The sequence below is a fragment of the Mycobacterium aquaticum genome, assembly GCF_002086485.1.
In the GTDB taxonomy this organism is placed as follows: domain Bacteria; phylum Actinomycetota; class Actinomycetes; order Mycobacteriales; family Mycobacteriaceae; genus Mycobacterium; species Mycobacterium aquaticum.
On sequence record NZ_MVHF01000004.1, the window covers coordinates 140920 to 162514 of the forward strand.

The following is a 21595-nucleotide window of genomic DNA, read 5'->3' on the forward strand; positions in this document are numbered from 1 at the left end:
AGTCATGCGCGCCTACCAAGTCGTGGAGTTCAACGCTCCCATCGTTTGTACGGAAGTTCCTAACCCGGTACCCAGTGGGACGGAAGTCGTTGTCGACGTGGTCACCTGCGGTCTGTGCCATTCGGACCTGCATTTCCACGAGGGCCACGTCAATCTCGGCGGGGACGCGAAACTGCCGGCCGGCATGCTCGGCATCAATACGCCCACCTCGCTCGGTCACGAGATCTATGGTCGGATCGCCGCTTTTGGACCGGATTCCGGGTACAGCCAGGCCGATATCGGGCGGCCGGTCGTCGTATATCCCTGGATTGGCTGCGGCCAATGCTCGGCGTGTCTGTCGGATCGCGACAACGAGTGCCCGACGCCGCATTCCATCGGTATGCAGCGCCCCGGGGGGCATGCCGAAAAAGTCGTGGTGCGCGACAGCAAGTATCTTGCACCCGCCGACGGGCTGACCGACGACTATGCCGGCATTCTCGCTTGCGGCGGCCTCACTGCCTACGCGGCTCTCGCCAAACTTCCGCGTCGCGACGGCTGGATCGGGATCATCGGGGCAGGCGGAGTGGGCACCATGGCCCTGTCGATCGAGAAGGCTCTGTCGGACAGCAAGATCGCGATTCTGGACATCAGCGATGCGAAGTTACGGGCCGCCGTCGACAACTTCGGTGCCGACATGGCGCTGAACAGCCTGGAGGAGGGTCTCTCGGAAAGGCTGGTCCAAGAAACCGGCGGCTTCATCGGCATCATCGATTTTGTCGGGGCGCAGCAGACGCTTGAGCTGGGACTGTCATTGCTCCGCAACGGCGGCACGTACGTCGGGGTCGGGCTGTTCGGCGCCATGATCCAACTTCCCGTGGCGGTTCTGGCTTCCAAGCAACTCAGTCTCAAGGGTTCCTATTGCGGCAGCCTTGCCGAGTTCCGTGAGCTGGTCGAACACGCTCGAAACGGCAGGATCAAGCCGATACCGACAACGGTCGTTCCGATCGACACGATCAACCAGGGGTTCGAGGAGTTGCGCGCAGGCAAGATCGACGGGCGGCTGATCCACCGGCACGCTCACGCCTAGCCGGGCAGCTACGCCCTCTGGCCGGCCACCTCGAGGAGAGCCGCGGCGGTGGCTCGCATCTTGCCGACATCGCCACCGGCCACTTCCATGCGAGCATCATTGGACAGGCTGCGTGTGGCACGGGCGATGTCACCCAATCACACCATCTGGCAACGTGATTGACTGTCGGCCCAACGGATGACAACGGCGTGGCAGGCTCACAGATCGTCGATGTGGATGAGGCCGTCCTGAATGGCCCGGGCGACCAGGGCAGCCTTGGTCTTCGCGGGCCGTCCGACTGCGGCGTACTTTGCCCGCACTCGCTGCAGATGGGTGCGGACGGTCGTCGGCGCGATGTGCAATTGGCGGGCGACCGCTTCCTTGCTTTCGGTGTGGAACCAGGCGACGAGCACCTCGACTTCGCGGGGCGCAAGCTCGGGCTGCATGGCGGGTGTCATATCGGGAACAGACAAATCCGGGACACCTCTCAACCTGAAACTTGGTTCTATCGTCCGTTCGGCCGACAGCAAAAGCAGGTGGTCTTACACATATTTGCCAGACTTGGAGTTCGCCAAACGTCAATTGCTGAGAACTTCGGGCAAGATCTTGCCGGGCGTAGGAGGATTCAGTATGGTCCACAGTCCTCGAATCCTGGTGGCATCGCCGCTGGCTCGGATCATCACGCCTGCGCTGGCCAACGCGTTCCCGGCCAGCGTGGTGGAAGAGGCGTTGGACCGTGACGATGTCCGCCGACAGGTTGCCGGCCGGGTTCGTTTCGACGTCGTGATCGCCGATCTGGTGTGGAATCACCCCGATCTGGAGTACACCTTTGACGGCCTGGATGTGCTCGACATCCTGCGTGCCGCAGACCGCCCGGCACCGGTGATCCTGGCGACTCAGGGGCACACGATCGAACTCGACCTGCTCGACGAGGCCAGGCTGCGCCCGGAGGTTGCCGCCGTGTTTCCCAAGTCTGTTGGTACCGCCGAGCTCGCTACGCTCGTCCGCGACGCCGCGGTGGGCCGACGACACATCGCAGCTGTGCCGGCATCCCGGAAACCTCCTCTGTACGAGGCGTTCCGCAGCCGCAAAGGACAGACGGCCGGACGGCTGGCCGGGGCGATCGCTGCGGGGCGGGCCACCGACGGCGTCACGCTTGCCGCGGCCGCGGGCGTCGCAGTCAACACCGCGAACAAGGTCGCCACCAACTATCTCGGTCCGATCATCATCCAGCGCGGTGAGCATGATCCCGACCTGCCGTTGACCCTGGCCGCCGTCTATCGGTGGTGCGGGCTGCATGCCCGCTACATCGTGAGTTGGTGCAGGCGCAACGGTCACGCAGACGTGCTCAGATCGCCGAATATCGATTCATAGCAATGAGATTGACGCGGCGAGTCACCCTACTTGGCGAGGCGTGACTGCTCCGCACGTACCAGCTGATCCTGATGCGGCGGGGGCTCATCGCGGTTCTGTGCCAGCCGGCGGATCGGCTCGTCGATGCTGCTCCTGGCCAGCAACCGGTACACGCGGATGGTGGGTAGCTCGCTGATGCGCTGGGTACGTCCGATGATCTGGCGTTCCACCTGCGGGCGCCACTGCGGTTCGGTGAGGATCACGACGAGCGGCGCCGGAACCTTGCGCAGATCGAGGGCTCCGCAATCGACCTGGGCCAGCAGCGTGGCGGGCCCGTGATGGGCGGCGAACTCGGCGATCACCGCCCGCGGATCGGGCACCGTGTCGTCCAGTGGGCCGAACACATTGCTGGGCAACGCTTTCCGGATCACCTCGAGCACCGGCACGAACTGTGAGAACACCACCACCCTGGCGCCGTTGATGTGGGCTTCGGCGGTCAACTCGATCAAGCGGTCGAGCTTGGCGGCCGGCTCGGGGGACCCTGACGGCCATGCGCCCTGCCGGATCGCGGTGAAGTTACCGCTGCCGACCGCGCGGCGATACCGTTCCCGGTCGGACCGCCCGAATCTGACCCATTCCTCGGTCGAGACGCGCAGGGGGAGTTCGTCGATCACGTCACGGAAGTCGCGGCGCAGGTACACGCGGTCCACCGTGCGGCGGAATCCGATCGACCCCCGCAGGCCTGCGTTGGGCGCCACCGTCGCGGCCACCTCTGGTTGCAGGTAGTCGACCAGATTGCGGAAACCGTCGATGCGGCTGTGCATCGGGATTCCGGTCAGGAACATGATGCGGTTGTCCGACGTGAGCACGTTACGCACCGCGCGGGCCCGGTCCGATTTCGGATCGCGCAGCAGATGGGCCTCGTCCACGATCACCAGGCCGGGGCGTACCCGAAGCGTGATCCGGACCAGCGTGGCGAAGGTCACGATCGCGACCCCGCCCTTGGCCTCCCACTCGGCCAGGCGCTCCTCACTCTGGCTGCCCCGGATTTCGATCGGGGTCAGGGTGGTGTGCTTGAGGGTCTCGTTGACCCAGTGGATGGCGAGGTTGGCCGGGCAGATCACCAGCACGTGCCGCATCTTCTCGGCGGCGGCCAGATGCGCGGCGACCGCCAGGGCCTGCAGGGTCTTGCCGAGCCCGAGTTCGTCGCAGAGCAGTACGCGTTGACGTGCCAGTGCGTACTGCGCGCCGAACGTCTGATAGCCGCGCAGCTGGGTACGCAGCAGCGACCGGTCGAGCGACACATGCTCGGCCTGCGCCGTCACCTCGGCGCCGACGAATCCTTGCTGGGCATCCACAATGGTGGTCCCCGAGGCGAATTCGCCGAGCAGCGTGTCGACGCCGGTGGGATCGCGGCGGTACTCGGCCCACACGTCGGACGCGGGTTGGCGGGCTTCTTCGATGCGCTCGATCAGTTCGGTGACCTTGGCGACCGCGGGATCGGGGGCATCGGATTCGGCGGGCGTGGGCTGGGCCGCGGCGGCCCGGGTGCGCAATCGCGGCAACAGCCGCCGCAGCTGCTTGACGGCCGTGTCGGTCTTGCTCAGCGTGAGCAGGTTGGCGACCAGCTCGGTATCGCGCTCGGGGGTCAACCGCGGCCGCACGCCGCCGCGCAGGTGGTCGGCCTTGGCTTGGGCGGCGGCCTGCACGGCCTGGGCGGTGGCGATGTCGACGCCCGGCACCTGGGTGAGCGCTCGAGCCGGTACCGACTGGATGTCGGCGACGGTGCGGTACTGCGGCGAGTTGGCCAGACCACCGAGCCGGGCCCCCCGCGTGAGATAGGCGCGCACGCTGTCGATGGGTGCTGACTGCAGGGTTTTGGCGACGATGGCGTCGGTGCTGGCCCGGATGTTCGCGGCAACTTCGGCCCGGAGTTTGCCGATCTCGGCGAGTGTGCCGTCAGCGCGGTTGACCAGTTCGGTGAGGTCGACGCGCTCCATGACTGTCGATCATCCCACTCCACCGTCGTGTCGCGTGCGCCGATTCCGCTCCGTCTACCGTGAAGGAATGGACGAGGACCCCTCGGCCACCGATGCCGACACCGAGCGGCGATACCGCGAGATGGCCCGCAACCCGTTGCTGCCGCGCAGCCAGGTCGAGGATCTGGTGGTCGAATTCGATCGACTGCTGGCCATCGCCGCGCCGCCGGAGGGCTTTCCGGAGCTGTCCATGTCGGAAACGTCGAGGACGGCGACGTGCGCGCGGCGAGGCTTGGTGCAGGGGCTGGCCGACCGCGACGCGGGGGACCGCGCCGAGCCGCGTCGTGAACAGCTCGCCGAACGCGTGATGGCAGCGCTGACAACGGTCACCGACTGCATCGACGGCATGCAGTCGCTGGAATCCGACAAACTCGACGCCGAGGCGACGGCCACCGCGGACGGTTTCATCGTGCAGGCCGGCGGAGGCGTGGCGATCGGAGCCGACACCCAGGGTTCCCCTGAAGGCCAAGCCGGCGCACGCGCCCGCCATGAGCGCCGCATCGTGTCGACCGTTGCCGAGATGGACCGGCTGCAGTTGCGGACGGTCGACGCCATCCGCGAGCAATTGGATGTGGGCGAGACCGGGATCCCGTGGACGTTGATGGAGTGTGCCCGCGCCGGTCTGGATCTCAGCGGCAGCTTCGAGGCCAGTGCGCAGCTGCCGCATTCTCCGCTGCGGGATCTGATGGAACGGCTCGCCGCCGAGATGCACCGCGCCAACGCCGCGGCCCGCGGTGAATCGCGTTAGATCATGTCGTTCTGGGTGAGCCAGCGCATCACGGGCCACCCCACGAAGACGGGCAGCCAGCACGTCAAAACCCGGTAGAGCAGCACCGCGGGCACGGCGATCGCGGCAGGCAACCCGAATGCGGCCAGACCACCGATCAGGGCGGCTTCGACCGCGCCGACGCCGCCGGGCGTCGGGGCTGCCGATGCCAGCGTCCCGCCGATCATCGTGACGACGGTGACGGTGACGAACGACGTGGTCCCTCCGAACGCCTCGACGCTGGCCCACAGCGCGAGCGCCGCACCGAGAGTCGTTCCCGCCGCGCCCAGCACGATGAGGCCCAGCCGTTTGGGCTCCTTGGCCAGGTCGACGAGATCGTCGGTCACCTCTTTGAGCCGCGGCCGCACGGCCGTCGCCAGCCAGTGCCGCAGCTTCGGCACCGACACGAACCCACCGATCAAACCGAGCGCCAGGCCCGCGATCAGATAGAGCACGGTCGCCGACGGCACGAAGTGCGACAGATCCGCCCGCGCGCCCGCGGCGGTGGTGAACAGGATCAGCAGCAGCACGTGCACGATCACCTGCACGGTCTGCTGCAGGGCCACCGCGGCCGTCGCGCGCAGCGTGCTCAGCCCGGCCTTCTGCAGAAAACGCGTGCTCAGGGCGAGACCGCCCACGCCTGCCGGGGTGGTGGTGGCGGCAAAGGTGTTGGCCACCTGCATGATCGCCAGGTGCCGGAAGCTGACCAGCCCGTCGGCGCAGGCCCACAGCGCGGCCGCGGCTCCGACGTAGGTCAGCGCCGAAACAGTCAGGCCGAGCAGCGCCCACCACCAGTTCGCGGTGCCCAATTCGGAGAAGAACGTCGGGACCGTGCTGATGAACGGGTAGGCCACGTAGACCAGCGCGACCAGCAGCACCAGCTGGATCACCTGGTTGCGGGTGAACCGCGTGATGGTCTCGGCCTGGATCTGGTCGGCGCCGGTCTGGTGCTTCACCTCATCGCGAGCCCGGGCCATCACGGCTTTCGCGTCGGGCACGGCGTCGCGGACCCGGCCTGGCACCGCGGCCTTGGTCAGCCGGCCGGATGCGGTCAGCACGGTCTCGCGGCCGAACGCCTCGATCGCCGCGCGCACCGCCGAGGGCGCGTCGTACAACGCGGAGGTGGTCACCAGCAGCTGTGCGATATCAGACTGCAGCTGGGTGTCGGTGGCGCCGTACTCGGCACTGCCGAACCCGCCGAAGAGCACCGCGCCGTCCTCGACGGTGATCTCCCGACTGCGTAGATCGCCGTGGGAGATCTGATGGTCGTGCAGCATGCGCAACGCGTTCCACACCTTCTGTACCCCGGCATCGTCGGTGCTCGAGTCCAGCGGGAGACCGCGCTTGGGATTGTGGGCGTACAACGTCCAACCGCGTTCCAGCGCGGCCACCGACATCGTCGACGTGCTGGCCAGACCGAGGTCGCCGATGGCGATGGCCATCAGTGCGCGGTGCTCGACGGCGCGACGCATGGACGTCTGCAGTGGGGCGGTTTCGTTGGCGCGCAACCGAAGCTTGCTCCATAGCTGGCGCACGGCGCCGCCGCTGCGTTGGTTGGGTCCGTAGAGCTCGACCACCGCGGTGGCGTCGGGATCCGGCGATGCAGCGTTGAGCAGCAGAGGCCCCGCGCCGGCCGGACGCAACACCGTGAACGACGACACCGTGAAACCGCGGTGCGCCAGTGCGCGCACGGCGCCGTCGAGCGGCACCTCGAGTGCGGGCGTGCCGACGACGAGGACCACCAGGGCGCCGACGAACCAGCCGACCGCCAGGCCGAGCAGGGTCCGGGCCGGCACCACCGCGCTGACCACCAGATGGATCGGCACGAATGCCAGCAGCAGCGTCCACCACCAGCGCCGCAGCCGCCGCGAGAGCCACGGGCCCGACACCGTGAGCACCGCTGCGAGCATCGCGATCCAGCGGGGGTCGTCGAGGAACTGAGAGAGCTGGGTGTCGAGCCGGTCGGTCAGGTCGAAATGCCATTGCGGAGCGGCGATGCCGTTGCCGGTGATCGACAGCGACAGGATCGCGATCAGACCGGCTGCCGCGTAGGCGCCGAGCAGTTTCCATTGCCGGGACAGGATGAGGCTGACGAGGATCACGAACGGCAGGGCCAGGATGGCGATGCCGTATGCCAGGTACACCAGGTTGGACTGGGTGGGCGTGAGAACGCCGACGATCTTGGAGATCGACCGCTCGAGCGCGACCCATTCGTAGCGGGTGATCAGCGAACTGGTGATGACCGTCGCGAGGAACAATGTCGCCATTGCCAGGCGCAGGATGTCGTTGGTACGCCGGGTCAGCGGTTGCAGCAGGCTGCCGGTGACGGTGATATCCCGTCCGTCAACGCGCATGTTCCCCCTTTCGCGGCCCGCGACAAAGGTAACCGGCTGTGTCGTCGATACCGGTCATTGGCCGTGATCGTCGCTTGCGGTTTGCCTGCGCAGCGAGCTCGGGAGTGCTATGAGAGGATGCCCCGTATTGACGCACCGGCGTGACGAATCCGCTTGGCGCACAGCACACCGAACTCATTGGAGCCTTAGATGCGTGCCCGTCGAATACCTGAACCTCTTGTCGCCGCCGTCCTTGTGCTCGGCACGGTGCTGGCAACACTGGCCGTGATCGGTGCACTGGCGGGTGCCACGCGGTGGCCGACCGTGGCCGTGATCGGCGTCGGCCTGGTCGTCGGCGTCGTGTTCGGAGTCGCGAGTTGGGCGGTTTCGAGCGGACGCTCCGCCGTGATCGGACGCTGGGCGGTCGCGGTGGCGGTCGGTGCGGTGATCGGTGAGCTCGCGGCCATGGTCGTGTTCGGTGGCTCGATCGATCGCGTGCTGGCCGAGCAGGCGTCGGCCGCGCCGACAGTCACCGCGGCCGCAGGAGAGGTGGATCAGGCGCGGGCGGCCCGCACCAAGCTCGATGACGCCGTCACGCAGGCAGCCCAGCGCCGCGACGAGGCGCTGGTGGTGGCGCGTTGCGAATTCAACCCGTCCCCGCAGTGCCCGCAGGTCCGTATCACCGGAGTGCCTGGCGTCGGGCCCGAGACCCGCACCGCCGACGATTTCCTCGCCGACACCCAGCGGGAGCTGGATACCGCGGTCGCGGACCGGGACGGCCGCGCCGCCGGGTTGGACGCGCAGATCTCCGCCGGGGAGCGGACGCTCGCGCAGGCGCGGGAGGCGGCGACGGCCGGTGGTGTGGGTGCGCGGTGGCTCGCGATGAACAGTTACACGCTTGGGCATCCGGGTGCGCTCGCGCTGCGCTTGCTGGTGGTCGGGTTCTTCGTGCTGCTGAGCGCGTTGCCGTTGATCCTGCGGTTGTGGCGCGGTGAGACGACGCCGGAGCGTGCCGACGATGCCCGCGCCGAACAGGAACGCGCCGAGCTCGACGCAGACACCGCGGTCGCCGTCAAACGTGCTCAGGTGCGGGCGACCATCGACGAGATGTGGGCCGAACAAGAGCTGACCCGCACGCAACTGGCCATCGAGGCGCAGAACGAGATCGACCGCGAACAGCAGCGTCGCCGGGTCATCGCGGCGCTGGACGCACCAATGCCCGAGCCACTGCAGGCGCAGGAGCCCCCGCGGCCTGTCACGGCGCACCGACCGGTCGAGGAGCCGCGACCCGAACTGATCGAGGCCGAACCGGTCGACCTGTACCTGCCGATCGCCGCCGCGGCCGAGGCGGCGAGCTTCGCCGCGCAGGCAAAAGAGCCGGACAACCTCCCGGCCCCGGCCCAGGCCGGACAACTCGACACACCCGCCGAGGACGCCCAGCCGAAGCGTGGCCCGGCCCTTCCCGGCATCCCGAACATTCCCGTCATCCCCGACGTCACCAAGGCCGCGGTGCGGTGGCTGCGGCCGTTCGTGCCGCCCATCGTCGCCGGTGCCATCGACAACGCCACCAAGCCGATCCGGCAGGTCTTCGAGGAAACGGAGGAGATCCACCTCACCGTCAAACGCACGCACAAGGTGACGGTCGAGACCGAGGCGCAACCGACTGCGACCCCGGCGCCGACAGTCACCTCCGAGCCCTCGGCGGGGTCCTGGCCCACGCATGTCCCGAGCGGGCGCATCGAATCCCAGCGCGGTTCGGCGCTGCGCGGCAGGCACGAGCGCGGCCAGCTATCTGATTCGAGTGGCCCTCGGCAATTACCACCCGCGTAAGCCGCCCCGGAGACACATGCGCCCTCGGTGATGTAACTTCGATCGACACATCGGCGCAGGGGGCCTGCGCTGAGAGGGAAAGCGGTGGAGACGACACCCTTTGGCCACTATCAGCTGCGGAAGCTGATCGGCCGCGGCGGCATGGGCGAGGTCTATGAGGCCTTCGACACCAACACCGATCGCATCGTCGCGCTCAAAGTACTGCCCGCGCACCTGGCCCAGGACGCCTCATTCCAGGAGCGCTTCCGCAAAGAGTCGCACGCCGCGGCAGGCGTCAACGACCCGCACGTGGTGCCCATCCACGGCTTCGGCGAGATCGACGGCCGGCTGTATCTGGACATGCGCCTGATCGAGGGCCGCAATCTCGGGGCCGTCCTGGCGAAGGCCGAACATCCGCTGAAACCGGCCTTCGCGGTCAGCCTGGTCGAGCAGGTTGCCGACGCGCTCGACGCCGCCCACCACGCGGGCCTGATCCATCGGGACGTCAAACCATCGAACATCCTCATCACCGATCACGACTTCGTGTATCTGATCGACTTCGGCCTGGCGCGCATGGCCGGCGAGGCCGGCATGACGACGGCAGGCAACACGCTGGGCACGCTGGCCTACATGGCGCCCGAGCGGTTCGACTCGGCGGGGAAGACCGATCCGCGCTCGGACGTCTATGCGCTGGCGTGTGTGCTCTATGAATGCCTGACGGGCGCGCGGCCCTATCCGGTCGACAGCCTCGAACAGCAGATCGCCGGGCATATGGTGCAGCCGGCGCCACGGCCGTCGGCCACCGATCCCCGGCTGGCGGCGTTCGACGAGGTCATCGCCAGGGGCATGGCCAAGAAGCCGGCCAAGCGGTACCAGACCGCGGGTGAGTTGGCGGCCGCCGCACGCGCCGCGCTCAGCGTCCCGGTGCGTATCACGGGCCGCTCGGGGCGTCATTCGGCTCAGCGCGTGAAGGCGGGGCCACGGGTCCGGTTGCCGCGCAAAGCCCTTGCCATTGCGGCCGCGACGGTGGTGGTGGCTGCCGTGGGTGCGGTCGGGGTGTGGCAGTTGCGCGGCGGTGACCGCGGGCCGGGCCTGGCCGACACGTCGTCGGCGGCCGGGCGGGTAGCTGAGCCGTCGGGTGCGGTCCCGGCGATCGCCGCGACCGTGCCGCAGCAGATCCGCGACACCGGCCGGCTGATCATCGGCGTCAACGTGCCGTATGCACCGCTGGAGTTCAAGAACTCCGGCGGCGACCTGATCGGCTTCGACGTCGACCTGATGAAGGCGATGACGCGCGTCCTCGGCTTGGCGCCCGACTTCCGCGAGACGGGTTTCGACGGCGTGCTGCCGTCAGTGCGGGACGGCAACTTCAACGTCGGGATGGCGGCGATGACGGATACCGCCGAGCGGGAACGGCAGGCAGACTTCGTCACCTATCTGAACGCGGGCACGCTGTGGGCGCAGCGCACCGGGTCGAGCGTGGACCCGACTGCGGCGTGCGGTCTGCGGGTGGCGGTGAAGTACGGCACGATCCAGGACACCAAAGAGATCCCGGCCAAGAGCGACACCTGCGTGGCGGCGGGCCTGTCGCCGATCCAGAAGGTGCAGCTGACCCGTCAGGATGAGGTCACCGCCGCGCTGGTCGCAGGCGACGCCGACGCGATGACGGCCGATTCGCCGGTGACAGGGTTCGCGATCAAGCTCAGCGGCGGAGCCCTGCAGCCCGCCGGTGAGGTGTTCGACTCCGCGCCCTACGGCTGGCCGGTGGCCAAGGGCTCGGCGCTCACAGAATCGCTACGGCAGGCCTTGGAGCAGCTCATCGCGACCGGCGAATACCGCACCATCGTGACCAAGTGGGGCCTGGACAAGGGCATGATCGATCACCCACAGATCAACGGCGCCGTGCACTGACGCTCTACAGCGAGTTACGGCCGCCGATGGTCTTGGCCAGCTGCACGACCTGGTTGTCGGTCACGTCGGTGCCGCTGATCCGGACGTCGATGACGACGTTGTCGGCGACCATGACCGCGCGCCGGTCGCCGTACCCGGGATAGTCCGGCCGCACGTCGTGCGTCACGTCGACGCCGTCGATCCGCGCCGGCGCGGCCATGACGTATTGATAGGACTTGCTGCTGCCGCCCTCGATCATGGAGAGCGTGTCGCCCGCGCATTGTCGCCACAGCCCGACAGTCTTGGCCGCGACAGCGCGCGCGGCGGCAGGGGTGTCGAACATCGCGACCGCCTGGTCGATTTCCAAACTGTCTGTGTCGTCGGCGAACTGGTTTTCGCGAAAGTTCGTGTACCCGGTGCCCTGGTACACCGAATCCATGGCGTTGCCGATGACGGGCACACATTCCGGGCGCGACGCGCGTTCGCCGGCATCAAGCTTGGCGGGCTGACGCAGCGCCGTCTTCGACCGCAGGCCCGTGGTGCTCATGATGGTGTTGAGTTCGGATTCGCTGGCCAGCATGCTGCCCAAGACGTCGACCTGCGGGGTGGCCACATCGTGAACGGTGCGGGTGCACCCGGTGACTGCCAGCAGTCCCGCCAGAATCAGCGCCGCACCGGATTTGCTCATGAGCCCCCTTCGGGTCCGGTGCTGATCCTAATCCCGCATCGGGGCCGGTTCCGACGGGAATTTCGCCGGTTCAGACCTGCTCGGTACCCGCAGCCGTCGAGGTGACGATGCCGCAGGCGGCCGCGAATTGCACGGGGGTGAGCCCGTCGGCGGAATTCATATCGCAATTTCCGAAAGGCGGTGCGCCCTCGGGCAATCCACCGCCGAAGCCGCTGCCGTCGGTGTACTGGTGGGCGACCTTGCCCGGATACGGCGGGTTGCTGCCGTAGGCCGCGATGATGAGGCGCAGGCCGGTCGGCTTGGTGCGCCACATGGCGGTGAGATCGTAGATGTTGCCGTAGCCGATGATGCGTGCCGGATTTCCGGCGTAGTCGGCCAGGTTCCGGTACAGCTGGTTGATCCAGGAGGATCCGTCGCCGGTCGGGTTACCGCCCTGTTCGACGTCGAGCATGAGTGCGACGCGGGGATGCAGCCCGCCATTGGCGTCGATCATGGACCGCACGGTGTTGGCGTTGGCTTGCCAATTGGGCCGGCAGTAGGTGTAGACGATGCCGAACACCAATCTGCCGCTGTCGAGCGCGTTGCGCATCCAGGCGTAGTTGGCGGCGAAATTGTGGTCGCGGTAGGTGCCGTCACTGACCCGGATCGAGAGCACCGCGTACGGATAGCTGTCGTCGACCACCCGCTGAAACTCCGAGACATCGGCAAAGAGGGTGTCGGTGACCGGGACAACGGCCGCGGTTAGTTCTTCTTGTGGCGATTTGCGGCGCCGCGGATGCGTCGGGCGCGACTGCCATTTCGCGGGCGACCGGCCCGAGACCATCTGTTTCGCCACTCCGCTCGTCATGCTTCCGCCACTGTCCACGCGGCCCAAACCGGGCCGCCACCACCAGGGTAGGTCGGAAATCTTGACGGCGCACAGGCGCTACGCCTTGGCGGTGGCCTCCCGGTTGGCGAACACGAACTGGTACACGATGCCGCCGAGCGCGCCACCGATCAGCGGTGCCAGCCAAAACGCCCACAGCTGCCCCGGGGCACCGTTGCCGTTGAAGAAGGCCACGCCCGTGGAGCGTGCAGGGTTCACCGAGGTGTTGCTGATGGGGATCGCTACGAGATGAATGAGGGTGAGCGACAAGCCGATTGCCAGCGGGCCGAAGCCTTTCGGCGCCCTGTCGTCCGTCGCCCCCAGGATCACGATGAGGAAGAACGCCGTCAGCACGATCTCGGCGATCAGCACCGCCGCCAACGAGTAGTGCCCGGGGGAGTGGGCGCCGTAGCCGTTGGCCGCCATGTTCCCGGTCGCGGTGAACCCCGGCTGGCCCTTGGCGATGACGAGGAGGAGCAGGCCGGCGATCAGGGCGCCGACGACCTGCGCGATCCAGTAGCCCGGTAGGTCTTTCCACGGCAATCGGCCGCCGACCGCCGCGCCCAGGGTGACCGCGGGGTTGAAGTGGCCGCCCGAGATGTGGCCGACGGCATACGCCATGGTCACGACCGTGAGACCGAAAGCCAGTGCGACACCGAGAAATCCGATGCCCAGCTGATAGACGTTGCTGCCGTCTTCGTCTTGGGCGATCTGTTTGGCGGCGAAAATTGCGCTGCCACAGCCACCGAAAACCAACCAGAACGTTCCGAAGAGTTCAGCCCCGAGTTTGGAGACAAGTGAACTGTTCACGTGCCGTCCCCCCTGTTCGACGAATGACCATTGACGAAAGGGTAAGGCCGCGAACGGAATTTCCGATGCGTGTTTATTATTTCGTTGCCGTACGTTGACTTTGAATTTCGATTGCTCCCACTACGGTTCGCCGCCGTCGGTGATTGCATTGGGCGCCAGTCCGTTTGCGGACATGAATTGCAGCAACGTATTGATCGCGGCTTTTGCCGCGGTCAACTGGGTGACACGGGCCGACTTGGGATCGTTGAACGGTTCGAGCCGGTTGATGACCGCGGAGACCTGACTTTCGAAGTCGGTGACCTGGTACCAGAGGCGGCTGTCATAGCCGAGATCAAGCAGTTTGCGGGCATGCTCGGCGGCCACCCGCATCATGAGTTTGTCGAGATTCGGTGCGGTTTCGGCAGTTCCGTGTCCACTGGCCAGGGCCGCCGCTGTCGTCGCGGCGCCGGTGCCGGCCAGGCCGCTCACCATCGCCAAACCACCCACCATGCCGCCGGGACCGAAGGCGGCCAGCCCGCCGGCGATTGCGGCCGTACCGAACGCACCGGCCGGGGCGGCCACGGCCAACCCGACCGGCCCGGCCGCGATGAGGGCCACACCGGCCGCTGCCGTGAGCACCCGCCCCCACGGCACCCCGCTCTTACCGCTGAGCGCGGCCTGCACGTCCTTGATCGCGGTGGCCACGGTCTTACCGACGTCGCGGCGGAAGCCGAGCGCCTCTGCGATGTCTTCCAGTGCCTTGATCGGGGCGTCGCCGGTGTCGATCTCGTAGGGCGTGACGCAGTTGGTCAGGGCCAGTACCACGAGCTCGCCGATCGCTTCGTGCAGTTCCCATCGGTGCGGCAGTGCCGGCAGACGCCCGGCGGCGAGGTCCTGGAGTTCCGGGGCGAGCAGCTGCCCGCCGGCCGCCTGCTGCGCCAGCTGGGCGGCCAGGTCGTCGCGCAGGATCTGCAGGGTCGCGCGATACCGGTCGGCCCGCTCGGTGTCCTTGATGTGGCGTGCGAGCGCCTCACCGAAATGCTGCACCAACAGTGCCGAGGCTTCGGCTTCGCTCATCCGCACCGCGATGTCCGTGCCGGTCGCGGCGGTCGGCTCCGCCGGCGGGTAGAGCGCGTCGGCGATCAGCCCGGCGACTGCGGGATCACCCAGATAGGTGTCGGCCTGGTGCCCGCGCACGGTCAGCATGAAATCCTGTGCACCGGGAAAGGTCGCCGCCAAACCTCTTCCGCCCGTGACGATGTCACGCACGTTGAGGAAGTTCGACCAGTCGTCCACGCGGCTGTACGGGAACCGTTTGAGCAGCCGCTCGCTGCCCTCGTGCAGAGCGCGGATGCCGGCCGGGCTGCCGATGGTGATGAACCGGCGCACATGCAACCGCTCGGGCAGGTGGTCGAGCAGGTCGATGGCGATGACGCTGCCGAGGCTGTGCCCGATCAGCACGACCTCGCCGTCGTCGGGCAGCGCGTTGATGATGCGCAGCATGATGGCGGCGCGCAGCCCGTCATTGCCGATGTAGCGGCGGACCTGGTCGAGGTCGTACATGGACAGGTAGTCGACGACGGCGCCGGGCGCGGCGTTCCACACCGGGTCGGGGATCAGGTTGAACCCGTACGCGCGTACACCGAACTCTCGGCGCAGCAGGCGTTGCACCCGCGCCTGGCGGCGCTCGAACTCTCGGCGGGCCAGTGCGTCGTCCTTGGCCTTGTTGGTGATGGCCGGGAGCTTGGCGGAGATGCCGTCGGTCTTGAGCAGGTCGGCGTAGCGCGGTGCGAGCACGTCGGCGCGGTCGACCGGGTCGAACCCGGCCTGGGTCAGGCCCCGGTTGAGGCCGTCGAGCCAGTCGTAGTCGCGGTTTCCGTCTCCGATGCCGTGCAGGAAGACGACGTGCATTGTTCAGCTCCTGATCGCGGTGTGGTGTCGCCACCACGTTAGTGATCGGTAAGGGCCTGGCGCTGGCTACGATCAACCAACTTTGGACGGCTGAGGAGAGCGATATGGCGCGGATGCACGTGACGGGTCTGCTCGCGGCGACCGCCGCGACGTGTGTGGTGCTGGCCGGCTGCGGCGGCCACGATTCCTCGGGCGCTCCCAGCTCGACACCCGCAGCCGCCGGGGCGGAACGGGTGGTGCTGAAACCCGTTGACGCCAAAGGCAACATCCAGAGCGGCTGGTCGCAGGACGAGAGTCACCGCGACACCCCCGTCGACTGCTGGGGCTCGTCGCCCTACGACGTCGGCACCGGGATCCGCTGGTGCGGCGGCACCGCGGACTCGGGCGACGCCTGCTGGCCGACCGAAAACGGTACGGCGGTGCTGTGTCTGGCCGATCCGTTCAGCACCACGCTGTATCTGCGGAACGCCACGGGATTGGGGGATCCGACCGAGCCGCGCAGCGGTGACGCCGTCCCGATGGCGCTGGCGCTCGACGACGGGACCCAGTGCCGGGCCGTGATCGGCGGAGCCTGGGGCCAACGCGGCGCCCCGGCCTATACCTGTGGCAAAGGGCCTGAGCTGGTGGGCATCTGGGGGACGTCGCCGGACGACGCGTCGGGAATCCACCGCGGTCCCGACGGCTGGACCGTCGAGGTCGGCACCGAGACCGGCGTACCGACCAAGCACACCGTCGCCAAGGCCTTTTACGTCGGCATGGCCTAGGCACCTCCTCCCGCGAGAGACATCAGGTAGGCGCCCGCCCCTGGAGCAGGTCCAACGACTCGCGGCGGCGCCGATGCAAATGTCGATACAGTCCCACCGTAAGACTCGCGTTCAGGGGTACCGCATCGATCGGTGCCTTTAGCAGAAGCTTCCGGTGGCGCCACCGTAGGTGGCGATCTTGTAGTCGGTGGCGGCCAGGGAGAGGGTGAGTTCTCGGATTTGGCGGCGGATGGTGTCGCGATGTTCGAGCAGCATGTCGAGCCGTTCGGGAACCGTCTGGTCGCCGCCATCGACCAAGGACATATAGTGCTGTAGATCGCGGATAGCCATGCCGGACAATCGCATCCGGGTGAGAAAGACGAGTCTGCGTACCGCCTCGGATGAGTATTTGCGGCGACCGTTGCTGTCGCGGTCGACCTCGACCAGGCCGGCGCGTTCGTAGTAACGCAGTGTGTGGACAGAGATGTCGAGGAGTTCGGCGACTGCGGCGATGGTCATCGGCTCACTGAGATCGCTGGTATCGGCAAGGCGGTGGATAACTTCGACCGACAGCGGGCCATCGATCTCGTCGAGAGAGGCGAGTGCTCTGCTCATCAGCTCATCACTGGACATACCCGATGCTAGATCGGACGAGCGGCAGGGGCGCTGTCAGTGAAATCGGCGCTGCGGGCCAGCTGCGCCCATCGGTCGACCTCATCAAGACCGCGCTGATAGGCCGCGGTGAGCCGCTCAACAGCCTCAGCGCCCAGCGGTAGCCGCAGTGGCACGTCCGCGGAATGGGCAATGGAGACGATGATCTCCGCAGCCTTGACCGGGTCACCTTCCTGGATGCCATCAGCCCCAGCCATGTCGGCCCTGACCTCATCGAGGATGTCGCGATACGGTGTCGAGACCTCGGTGAAGTCGAGCACGTCGGCGGCGTTGAACGCGGTCCGAAACCGGCTCGGCTCGACCAGCATCACCCGAACACCGAACGGCGCCACCTCGCCCGCCAGAGCTTCCGACCAGCCCTCCAACGCAAACTTCGACGCCGAGTACGTGGAGACCCCGGGGAAGGACATCCTGCCGCCTTGGCTACTCATCTGCACGATCGTCCCGCTGCGCTGTTCCCGCATGACGGGCAACGCCGCTCGGACCAACGCCGCAGGACCGAACAGATGCAAGTCCATCAGGTCACGTAGCTGGGCGTCAGAGACCTCCTCTGCGGCACCGACGACGGCGCGTCCCGCGTTGTTGACCAAAACGTCCAGGCGCCCGTACCGCTGCACCGCCGCATTGACCAGGCCACCGGCGTCGTCGGTGCTGCGGGCGTCGAACCGAACACACGCCAGGCGGTCTCCGTGGGCAGACACCAAATCGGCCATACCGTCGGGATTGCGCACTGCGGCAACGACACTGTCGCCGGCGGCAAGAGCTGCCTGCGTGAGCGCCTGCCCCAACCCCTTCGAGGCGCCGGTGATGATCCAGATCTGTGGTGGTGATGATGCGGTCATGATTGTGACCCTAGGAATTCGAGCGCACTCGAACGCAACCCGAAATCAGAGCCCGCTCACGTGAGACAGAATCTGAGCCGTCTTCAGTCTCTAGAAGCGAGACAGGGTGGCAAACTGTCACGTATTCATCGTCTGGGGTTCGCGTTCAAGATCGGGTTGTCGTTGTTCTGGTAAACGCAGATCTCGTACGGAAATGGGCTATCGGAACGTCTATTGCGCTGGTGGTGCTACTCGCAGTCACTTCTGATCTCTGGTCATCAAACTTAATCGCTTTTCCGTTCCCGCCCGGTTCAGTAGCCTTACGCGCCATGACTGAGCAGTGTCTCTTCTGCGGCATCGTGTCCGGCGCCGTTCCCAGCACGAAAGTCGCCGAGGACGACACGACGTTTGCATTCATGGACATCCACCCCGGTTCCGACGGCCACCTGCTGGTCATACCCAAACGACACAGCCAAGACCTGCTCGATATCCCGACCAACGACCTCGCCGCAGTCACACTCACCGCACAGCGGCTGGCCAAAACCGTGGTCAACGAGCTCGGCGCAGACGGTGTGAACCTGTTGAATTGCTGTGGCGCTGAGGCGTGGCAGACGGTGTTTCACTTTCACCTTCACGTGATCCCGCGCTACACGAATGCGGCCAAGGATCGACTCACACTTCCCTGGACGCCCGGGGTCCGTGGGGACAATTCCACGATCACCTCTTTAGGTGAACGGATCTATCGTGCCGCGAACTGATCCCGACGCGTCCTTGCACCTTTAGCGCGGCACAGCAGAGCATCACGGGGGACGAGATGGTGATCGGTCTGTTCCGCTAGACACGAGACGAGGTGCTTCGCAGAGGTGGAACGTCAGCGCTGCGAAGGCCCAGGATGTTCGATTTGTTCCCGCAGAATGTCGCCATGGCCGGCGTGACGCGCGAAGTCTTCGATCGCGAGCAGATAGATAAATCGTAGATTGACGTTGCCGAGGTGGGGGTGTGTTCTGATGTCGTCGAGGTCGAATTTGGCAGCGATAACGCGGGAACGCGCGCTGGCGCTTTCGAATTCGGCGATCACGTCGGCCACGGTCTCTCCGTCGTCGACAATGAAGCTGATGTCACCAGCTGTCGTGCCTCCGCCGCAGGCGTTCTTGGGCACTCCACCCAGGATGTGCTGAAACCAGATCCGTTCAGCGACGGCGGCGTGCTTGAGCAATCCGATCGGGGTGGTCATCGACGCGACGCGGCGCCGTCGGGCATCAGCATCTGAAAGTCCGCGCACCGTGTTGACCAGTTCGGCTCGGTTGCGGTCGAGGGCGCTCTCCAGTAGCTGGCGTTCAGTCCCGGTGGTGGTTTGTGGTATCGACCATGTTGTCACTGTCGGCTCCATTCTGGTGGGTTGAAACATATGAAATCTCTTGTTGTGCTTGTTATTTCAGCTACTGGATCGCATGGCACACCACTCAAAGACGACTTTCAGCCCGCAAAACGCGCCGAACGAGAGAAGCCATCAGGCGGGAACGTGTGAGCGAGTGCGGAACGGCGTGATTGCGTTGCGCTGGCTGACCGGCAATTCGGGCGACGGCCTACTCGTCTGAACTACGGACAATGGCGTGCTTGGCCCGAGCGGTGTACCCCAAGCTACCAGCTGCCGGTCTTGATCGGCGCAAGGCGCTCAACAGTTGGGCGACGTCGTAGACGGTGCGCGCGTGAGCGACTTCGTCCTCTCGCCCGTCGCACCCATCCTGCTCTGCGCTGCGGCGGCCGCCACTACGACGGCTACGCGCAGCAAATGACCCGTCATTCGGCGGCCACTTTCGCAGGGGCCGCCGCGGCTGCCACTGAGTCATCGGTGAGGGCGCTCCGGCGATCGTCGTGCAGAGAGCCGGCACGGTGGCTGGCGGCCGATGCTCATAGTCGTCAGTGTGGTTCAGAGGGTTGAAAGTGCGTCGCGGCAGCGGTCGAGCAGACGTGGAAGCTCGTGGATTGTCGGATTGGCGAGCGCAATACGGACGGCATTGGGCGATGCGCTTCCGACTGCGAAGGCATCACCGGTCGAGATGAGAATTCCGTCCTGCGCGAGTCGGTGGGCGGCCTGGTCGCTGCGAATCTCTGAGGGCAAATGAATCCAGCCCGAGTACGAGGCTGGATGAGCGTGATAATCGAACCCTTGAAACGCTCGACGCGCGATGGCCTGGCGCTGTTTTGCGTCCTCGCGCCGGGTCTTCTCCAGGCGGGTGACGCTGCCGTCGCGGAGCCACCGGGTAACGAGTGCTGTCGATAGCGAGCTTGTTCCCCATGTGGTAGTTCGCAGCGCCCGGATCAGTCGGATCCGGTCCGGATCGGGCGCCACCAAATACCCGGCGCGCAAGCCGGTGGCAACGTTCTTCGAGAAACTTCCCACGTAGAAAGTTCGCTCCGGTGCCAAGGTCTGGATCGGCGCCGGTGAACCAGGGTCCAGGAATGCGTAGGTGGCGTCCTCGATGATCGCGAAATCGTGACGGCGAGCCAACGTTACGAGACGTTGCCGCCGACCAGCATCCAGCACAAATCCAAGCGGATTGTGCACGGTGGGCATCACGTAGACAACGCTGATCTTGCGCGTCCGGGCTAGTTTTTCGAGTGACTTCAGGTCCGTACCGTCCGGGCTGCATCGCACCGCGGCCAGATCCAGACACCGGCTGTCTGCGAGCAACTTCAGGCCCGGATAGGTGAGTTCGTCGGCCACCAACGTCGAGCCGGGGGTCGTCGTCGCGGCGAGAATGACATCGAGTGCGTGCTGCGCGCCGGCGGTCAACAGCACGTTGTGTGGCGGCACATCGATACCGCGATCAAGCAGATAAGTGGCCACCGCGGCCGTATCGGTGCTTCTGCCTCCCGGCGGCTGCTGGGCGAGCAGCGACCCGAGGTCGCCCTCGCAGGCCATGTCGCGCAGAGCGTGACGCAGGTGCTCACCTTGTTCCGCTGCGAGGGGTTGATTGAAGGACAGGTCGGCGACACGCGTATCGACGGGTAGTCTGCGCGGTTCCATACCTGCAAAGCCGCTGAGGTCCCGCACGAAGGTGCCTCTTCCCGGTTCCCCCACGATCAGGCCGGCCGCCGCGAGCTCCCGGTAGACCTTGGTGGCCGTGGCAAGCGCGATGCCGCGCTCGTGCGCTAGCTCTCGATGGGTCGGGAGACGCGTCCCTGCGGGCAGATCGCCGGCCCGGATGGACGTGGCCATCTCCAGGGCGACGGCCTTGTAGCGTTCTGCCCGCACAGTCGTCCTTTGTTCCTATGACAATGTGTTGATCGCATCAGTTTAGGGGTCATAAGTTCGGTTCGTCCGAGTCCCCATCTGCTCCCGGCTCTATACCTCAACAGGAGAAAACCGATGCCCGACACGTACGGTAATCAGTTGCCTGTACTGGAGTTTCTGCAAAGGCGACTGTCCGGCAGCTCGCGGCCGGACGATCGCACGCATATGAGGTATCCAGCGGCAATCTCGAAGTTACTCGATTTCGAGATTGCCGCCATCGGCTCCGGCACAGCGTCAGTCTTCGTCGAAGTCGATGCGTCACGCCATGGCAACCAACAAGGAACTGTGCACGGCGGGTTCCTGGTCGAACTTGCCGATGCCGCGATCGGCACGGCCCACTCCACACTGATGGGACCGCACGAGTCGTTCACCAGCATCGACCTGCGCGCAGTGTTTCTGCGTCCTGTTTGGCGTGAAACCCTTGTCGCACACGCCGCTCCGACGCACTCGGGCAACACGATCACGCACTACCACTGCGAGATCGTGCGTGCCAGCGATGGTAAGTCGGTCGCCACCGCAACCAGCACCGTGATGACTCTCCGCGGCGACCGTGCAACGGGGCGATGATGTGCG

General features: G+C 66.3%; 18 protein-coding genes and 1 pseudogene. 8 read left to right on the top strand and 11 right to left on the bottom strand.

What is annotated here, in order from left to right; translation table 11 throughout:
- Positions 1–4 precede the first annotated feature (4 nt).
- A complete protein-coding gene (locus tag BST13_RS06115; RefSeq protein WP_083161697.1) occupies positions 5–1066 on the top strand; it encodes a zinc-binding dehydrogenase in 1062 nt (353 codons plus the stop codon).
- Between the two features lie 197 nt (positions 1067–1263).
- Here the strand turns inward: BST13_RS06115 and BST13_RS06120 are convergent.
- Positions 1264–1488, bottom strand: a pseudogene (locus BST13_RS06120) (LuxR C-terminal-related transcriptional regulator); the annotation flags it as partial.
- Between the two features lie 187 nt (positions 1489–1675).
- Here BST13_RS06120 and BST13_RS06125 point away from each other — a divergent pair.
- Positions 1676–2419, top strand: coding sequence for an MSMEG_1198 family transcriptional regulator (locus tag BST13_RS06125; protein ID WP_083161700.1), 744 nt, complete (start codon positions 1676–1678; stop codon positions 2417–2419).
- A 26-nt stretch (positions 2420–2445) separates the two neighbouring features.
- On the opposite strand, the gene BST13_RS06130 is transcribed toward BST13_RS06125, so the two are convergent.
- Complete coding sequence (locus BST13_RS06130; RefSeq protein ID WP_083161702.1) at positions 2446–4398, bottom strand: SNF2-related protein; 1953 nt, start codon at positions 4396–4398, stop codon at positions 2446–2448.
- A 67-nt stretch (positions 4399–4465) separates the two neighbouring features.
- Here BST13_RS06130 and BST13_RS06135 point away from each other — a divergent pair, with 67 nt between their 5' ends.
- On the top strand, positions 4466–5185 hold the full coding sequence (locus tag BST13_RS06135; RefSeq protein WP_083161704.1) for a hypothetical protein: 720 nt from the start codon (positions 4466–4468) through the stop codon (positions 5183–5185).
- Here BST13_RS06135 and BST13_RS06140 read toward each other — a convergent pair.
- Positions 5182–7557 carry a lysylphosphatidylglycerol synthase transmembrane domain-containing protein gene (locus BST13_RS06140; RefSeq protein WP_083161706.1) on the bottom strand — a complete coding sequence of 792 codons (2376 nt, stop codon included), beginning with the start codon at positions 7555–7557 and terminating at the stop codon, positions 5182–5184. The genes BST13_RS06135 and BST13_RS06140 overlap by 4 nt on opposite strands.
- A gap of 189 nt (positions 7558–7746) precedes the next feature.
- Between BST13_RS06140 and BST13_RS06145 the strand changes: the two genes are divergently transcribed.
- Both BST13_RS06145 and stpK7 read left to right on the top strand, forming a co-directional pair.
- Positions 7747–9366: a DUF4407 domain-containing protein gene (locus BST13_RS06145; protein ID WP_083161708.1), complete on the top strand. Its 1620-nt coding sequence runs from the start codon at positions 7747–7749 to the stop codon at positions 9364–9366.
- Positions 9367–9450: 84 nt separating this feature from the next.
- Positions 9451–11256, top strand: a complete 1806-nt coding sequence (stpK7, locus tag BST13_RS06150; RefSeq protein WP_083161710.1) for a serine/threonine protein kinase StpK7 — start codon at positions 9451–9453, stop codon at positions 11254–11256.
- A 4-nt stretch (positions 11257–11260) separates the two neighbouring features.
- Here stpK7 and BST13_RS06155 read toward each other — a convergent pair whose 3' ends face one another.
- The 4 genes from BST13_RS06155 to BST13_RS06170 all read right to left on the bottom strand — a co-directional run bounded on the left by BST13_RS06155 (position 11261) and on the right by BST13_RS06170 (position 15488).
- Positions 11261–11923 (bottom strand): sensor domain-containing protein, encoded by a 663-nt coding sequence (locus BST13_RS06155; protein WP_083161711.1) that lies wholly within the window; start codon positions 11921–11923, stop codon positions 11261–11263.
- A gap of 70 nt (positions 11924–11993) precedes the next feature.
- A complete protein-coding gene (locus tag BST13_RS06160) occupies positions 11994–12770 on the bottom strand; it encodes a glycoside hydrolase family 25 domain-containing protein (RefSeq protein WP_245839392.1) in 777 nt (258 codons plus the stop codon).
- Between the two features lie 78 nt (positions 12771–12848).
- The gene (gene aqpZ, locus BST13_RS06165; protein WP_083161713.1) at positions 12849–13598 is read right to left on the bottom strand and encodes an aquaporin Z; all 750 of its coding nucleotides are present in this window, start codon (positions 13596–13598) and stop codon (positions 12849–12851) included.
- Between the two features lie 120 nt (positions 13599–13718).
- On the bottom strand, positions 13719–15488 hold the full coding sequence (locus BST13_RS06170; protein WP_083161715.1) for an alpha/beta hydrolase: 1770 nt from the start codon (positions 15486–15488) through the stop codon (positions 13719–13721).
- A gap of 104 nt (positions 15489–15592) precedes the next feature.
- Here BST13_RS06170 and BST13_RS06175 point away from each other — a divergent pair, with 104 nt between their 5' ends.
- Positions 15593–16252, top strand: a complete 660-nt coding sequence (locus tag BST13_RS06175) for a hypothetical protein (protein WP_083161717.1) — start codon at positions 15593–15595, stop codon at positions 16250–16252.
- A 138-nt stretch (positions 16253–16390) separates the two neighbouring features.
- Here the strand turns inward: BST13_RS06175 and BST13_RS06180 are convergent, their stop codons facing one another.
- Positions 16391–16864, bottom strand: a complete 474-nt coding sequence (locus tag BST13_RS06180) for a MerR family transcriptional regulator (RefSeq protein ID WP_083161719.1) — start codon at positions 16862–16864, stop codon at positions 16391–16393.
- Between the two features lie 8 nt (positions 16865–16872).
- Positions 16873–17745, bottom strand: a complete 873-nt coding sequence (locus BST13_RS06185) for an SDR family oxidoreductase (protein WP_083161721.1) — start codon at positions 17743–17745, stop codon at positions 16873–16875.
- A gap of 308 nt (positions 17746–18053) precedes the next feature.
- Here BST13_RS06185 and BST13_RS06190 point away from each other — a divergent pair, with 308 nt between their 5' ends.
- On the top strand, positions 18054–18482 hold the full coding sequence (locus BST13_RS06190; protein ID WP_083161723.1) for an HIT family protein: 429 nt from the start codon (positions 18054–18056) through the stop codon (positions 18480–18482).
- Between the two features lie 113 nt (positions 18483–18595).
- Here BST13_RS06190 and BST13_RS06195 read toward each other — a convergent pair whose 3' ends face one another.
- Positions 18596–19132, bottom strand: coding sequence for a DinB family protein (locus tag BST13_RS06195; protein ID WP_245839394.1), 537 nt, complete (start codon positions 19130–19132; stop codon positions 18596–18598).
- Positions 19133–19654: 522 nt separating this feature from the next.
- Complete coding sequence (locus tag BST13_RS06200; RefSeq protein WP_083161727.1) at positions 19655–20983, bottom strand: aminotransferase-like domain-containing protein; 1329 nt, start codon at positions 20981–20983, stop codon at positions 19655–19657.
- A gap of 204 nt (positions 20984–21187) precedes the next feature.
- Here BST13_RS06200 and BST13_RS06205 point away from each other — a divergent pair, with 204 nt between their 5' ends.
- Complete coding sequence (locus tag BST13_RS06205; protein WP_083161729.1) at positions 21188–21589, top strand: PaaI family thioesterase; 402 nt, start codon at positions 21188–21190, stop codon at positions 21587–21589.
- The last annotated feature ends 6 nt before the right edge of the window (positions 21590–21595 follow it).

Coding starts and splice junctions, on each gene's coding strand:
- BST13_RS06130 (WP_083161702.1), bottom strand. CDS start 4,398: ATGGAGCGCGTCGACCTCACCGAACTGGTCAACCGCGCTGACGGCACA.
- BST13_RS06125 (WP_083161700.1), top strand. CDS start 1,676: ATGGTCCACAGTCCTCGAATCCTGGTGGCATCGCCGCTGGCTCGGATC.
- BST13_RS06175 (WP_083161717.1), top strand. CDS start 15,593: ATGGCGCGGATGCACGTGACGGGTCTGCTCGCGGCGACCGCCGCGACG.
- BST13_RS06145 (WP_083161708.1), top strand. CDS start 7,747: ATGCGTGCCCGTCGAATACCTGAACCTCTTGTCGCCGCCGTCCTTGTG.
- BST13_RS06205 (WP_083161729.1), top strand. CDS start 21,188: ATGAGGTATCCAGCGGCAATCTCGAAGTTACTCGATTTCGAGATTGCC.
- BST13_RS06140 (WP_083161706.1), bottom strand. CDS start 7,557: ATGCGCGTTGACGGACGGGATATCACCGTCACCGGCAGCCTGCTGCAA.
- BST13_RS06195 (WP_245839394.1), bottom strand. CDS start 19,132: ATGTTTCAACCCACCAGAATGGAGCCGACAGTGACAACATGGTCGATA.
- BST13_RS06170 (WP_083161715.1), bottom strand. CDS start 15,488: ATGCACGTCGTCTTCCTGCACGGCATCGGAGACGGAAACCGCGACTAC.
- BST13_RS06135 (WP_083161704.1), top strand. CDS start 4,466: ATGGACGAGGACCCCTCGGCCACCGATGCCGACACCGAGCGGCGATAC.
- BST13_RS06155 (WP_083161711.1), bottom strand. CDS start 11,923: ATGAGCAAATCCGGTGCGGCGCTGATTCTGGCGGGACTGCTGGCAGTC.
- BST13_RS06190 (WP_083161723.1), top strand. CDS start 18,054: ATGACTGAGCAGTGTCTCTTCTGCGGCATCGTGTCCGGCGCCGTTCCC.
- BST13_RS06115 (WP_083161697.1), top strand. CDS start 5: ATGCGCGCCTACCAAGTCGTGGAGTTCAACGCTCCCATCGTTTGTACG.
- BST13_RS06160 (WP_245839392.1), bottom strand. CDS start 12,770: ATGACGAGCGGAGTGGCGAAACAGATGGTCTCGGGCCGGTCGCCCGCG.
- BST13_RS06185 (WP_083161721.1), bottom strand. CDS start 17,745: ATGACCGCATCATCACCACCACAGATCTGGATCATCACCGGCGCCTCG.
- BST13_RS06180 (WP_083161719.1), bottom strand. CDS start 16,864: ATGTCCAGTGATGAGCTGATGAGCAGAGCACTCGCCTCTCTCGACGAG.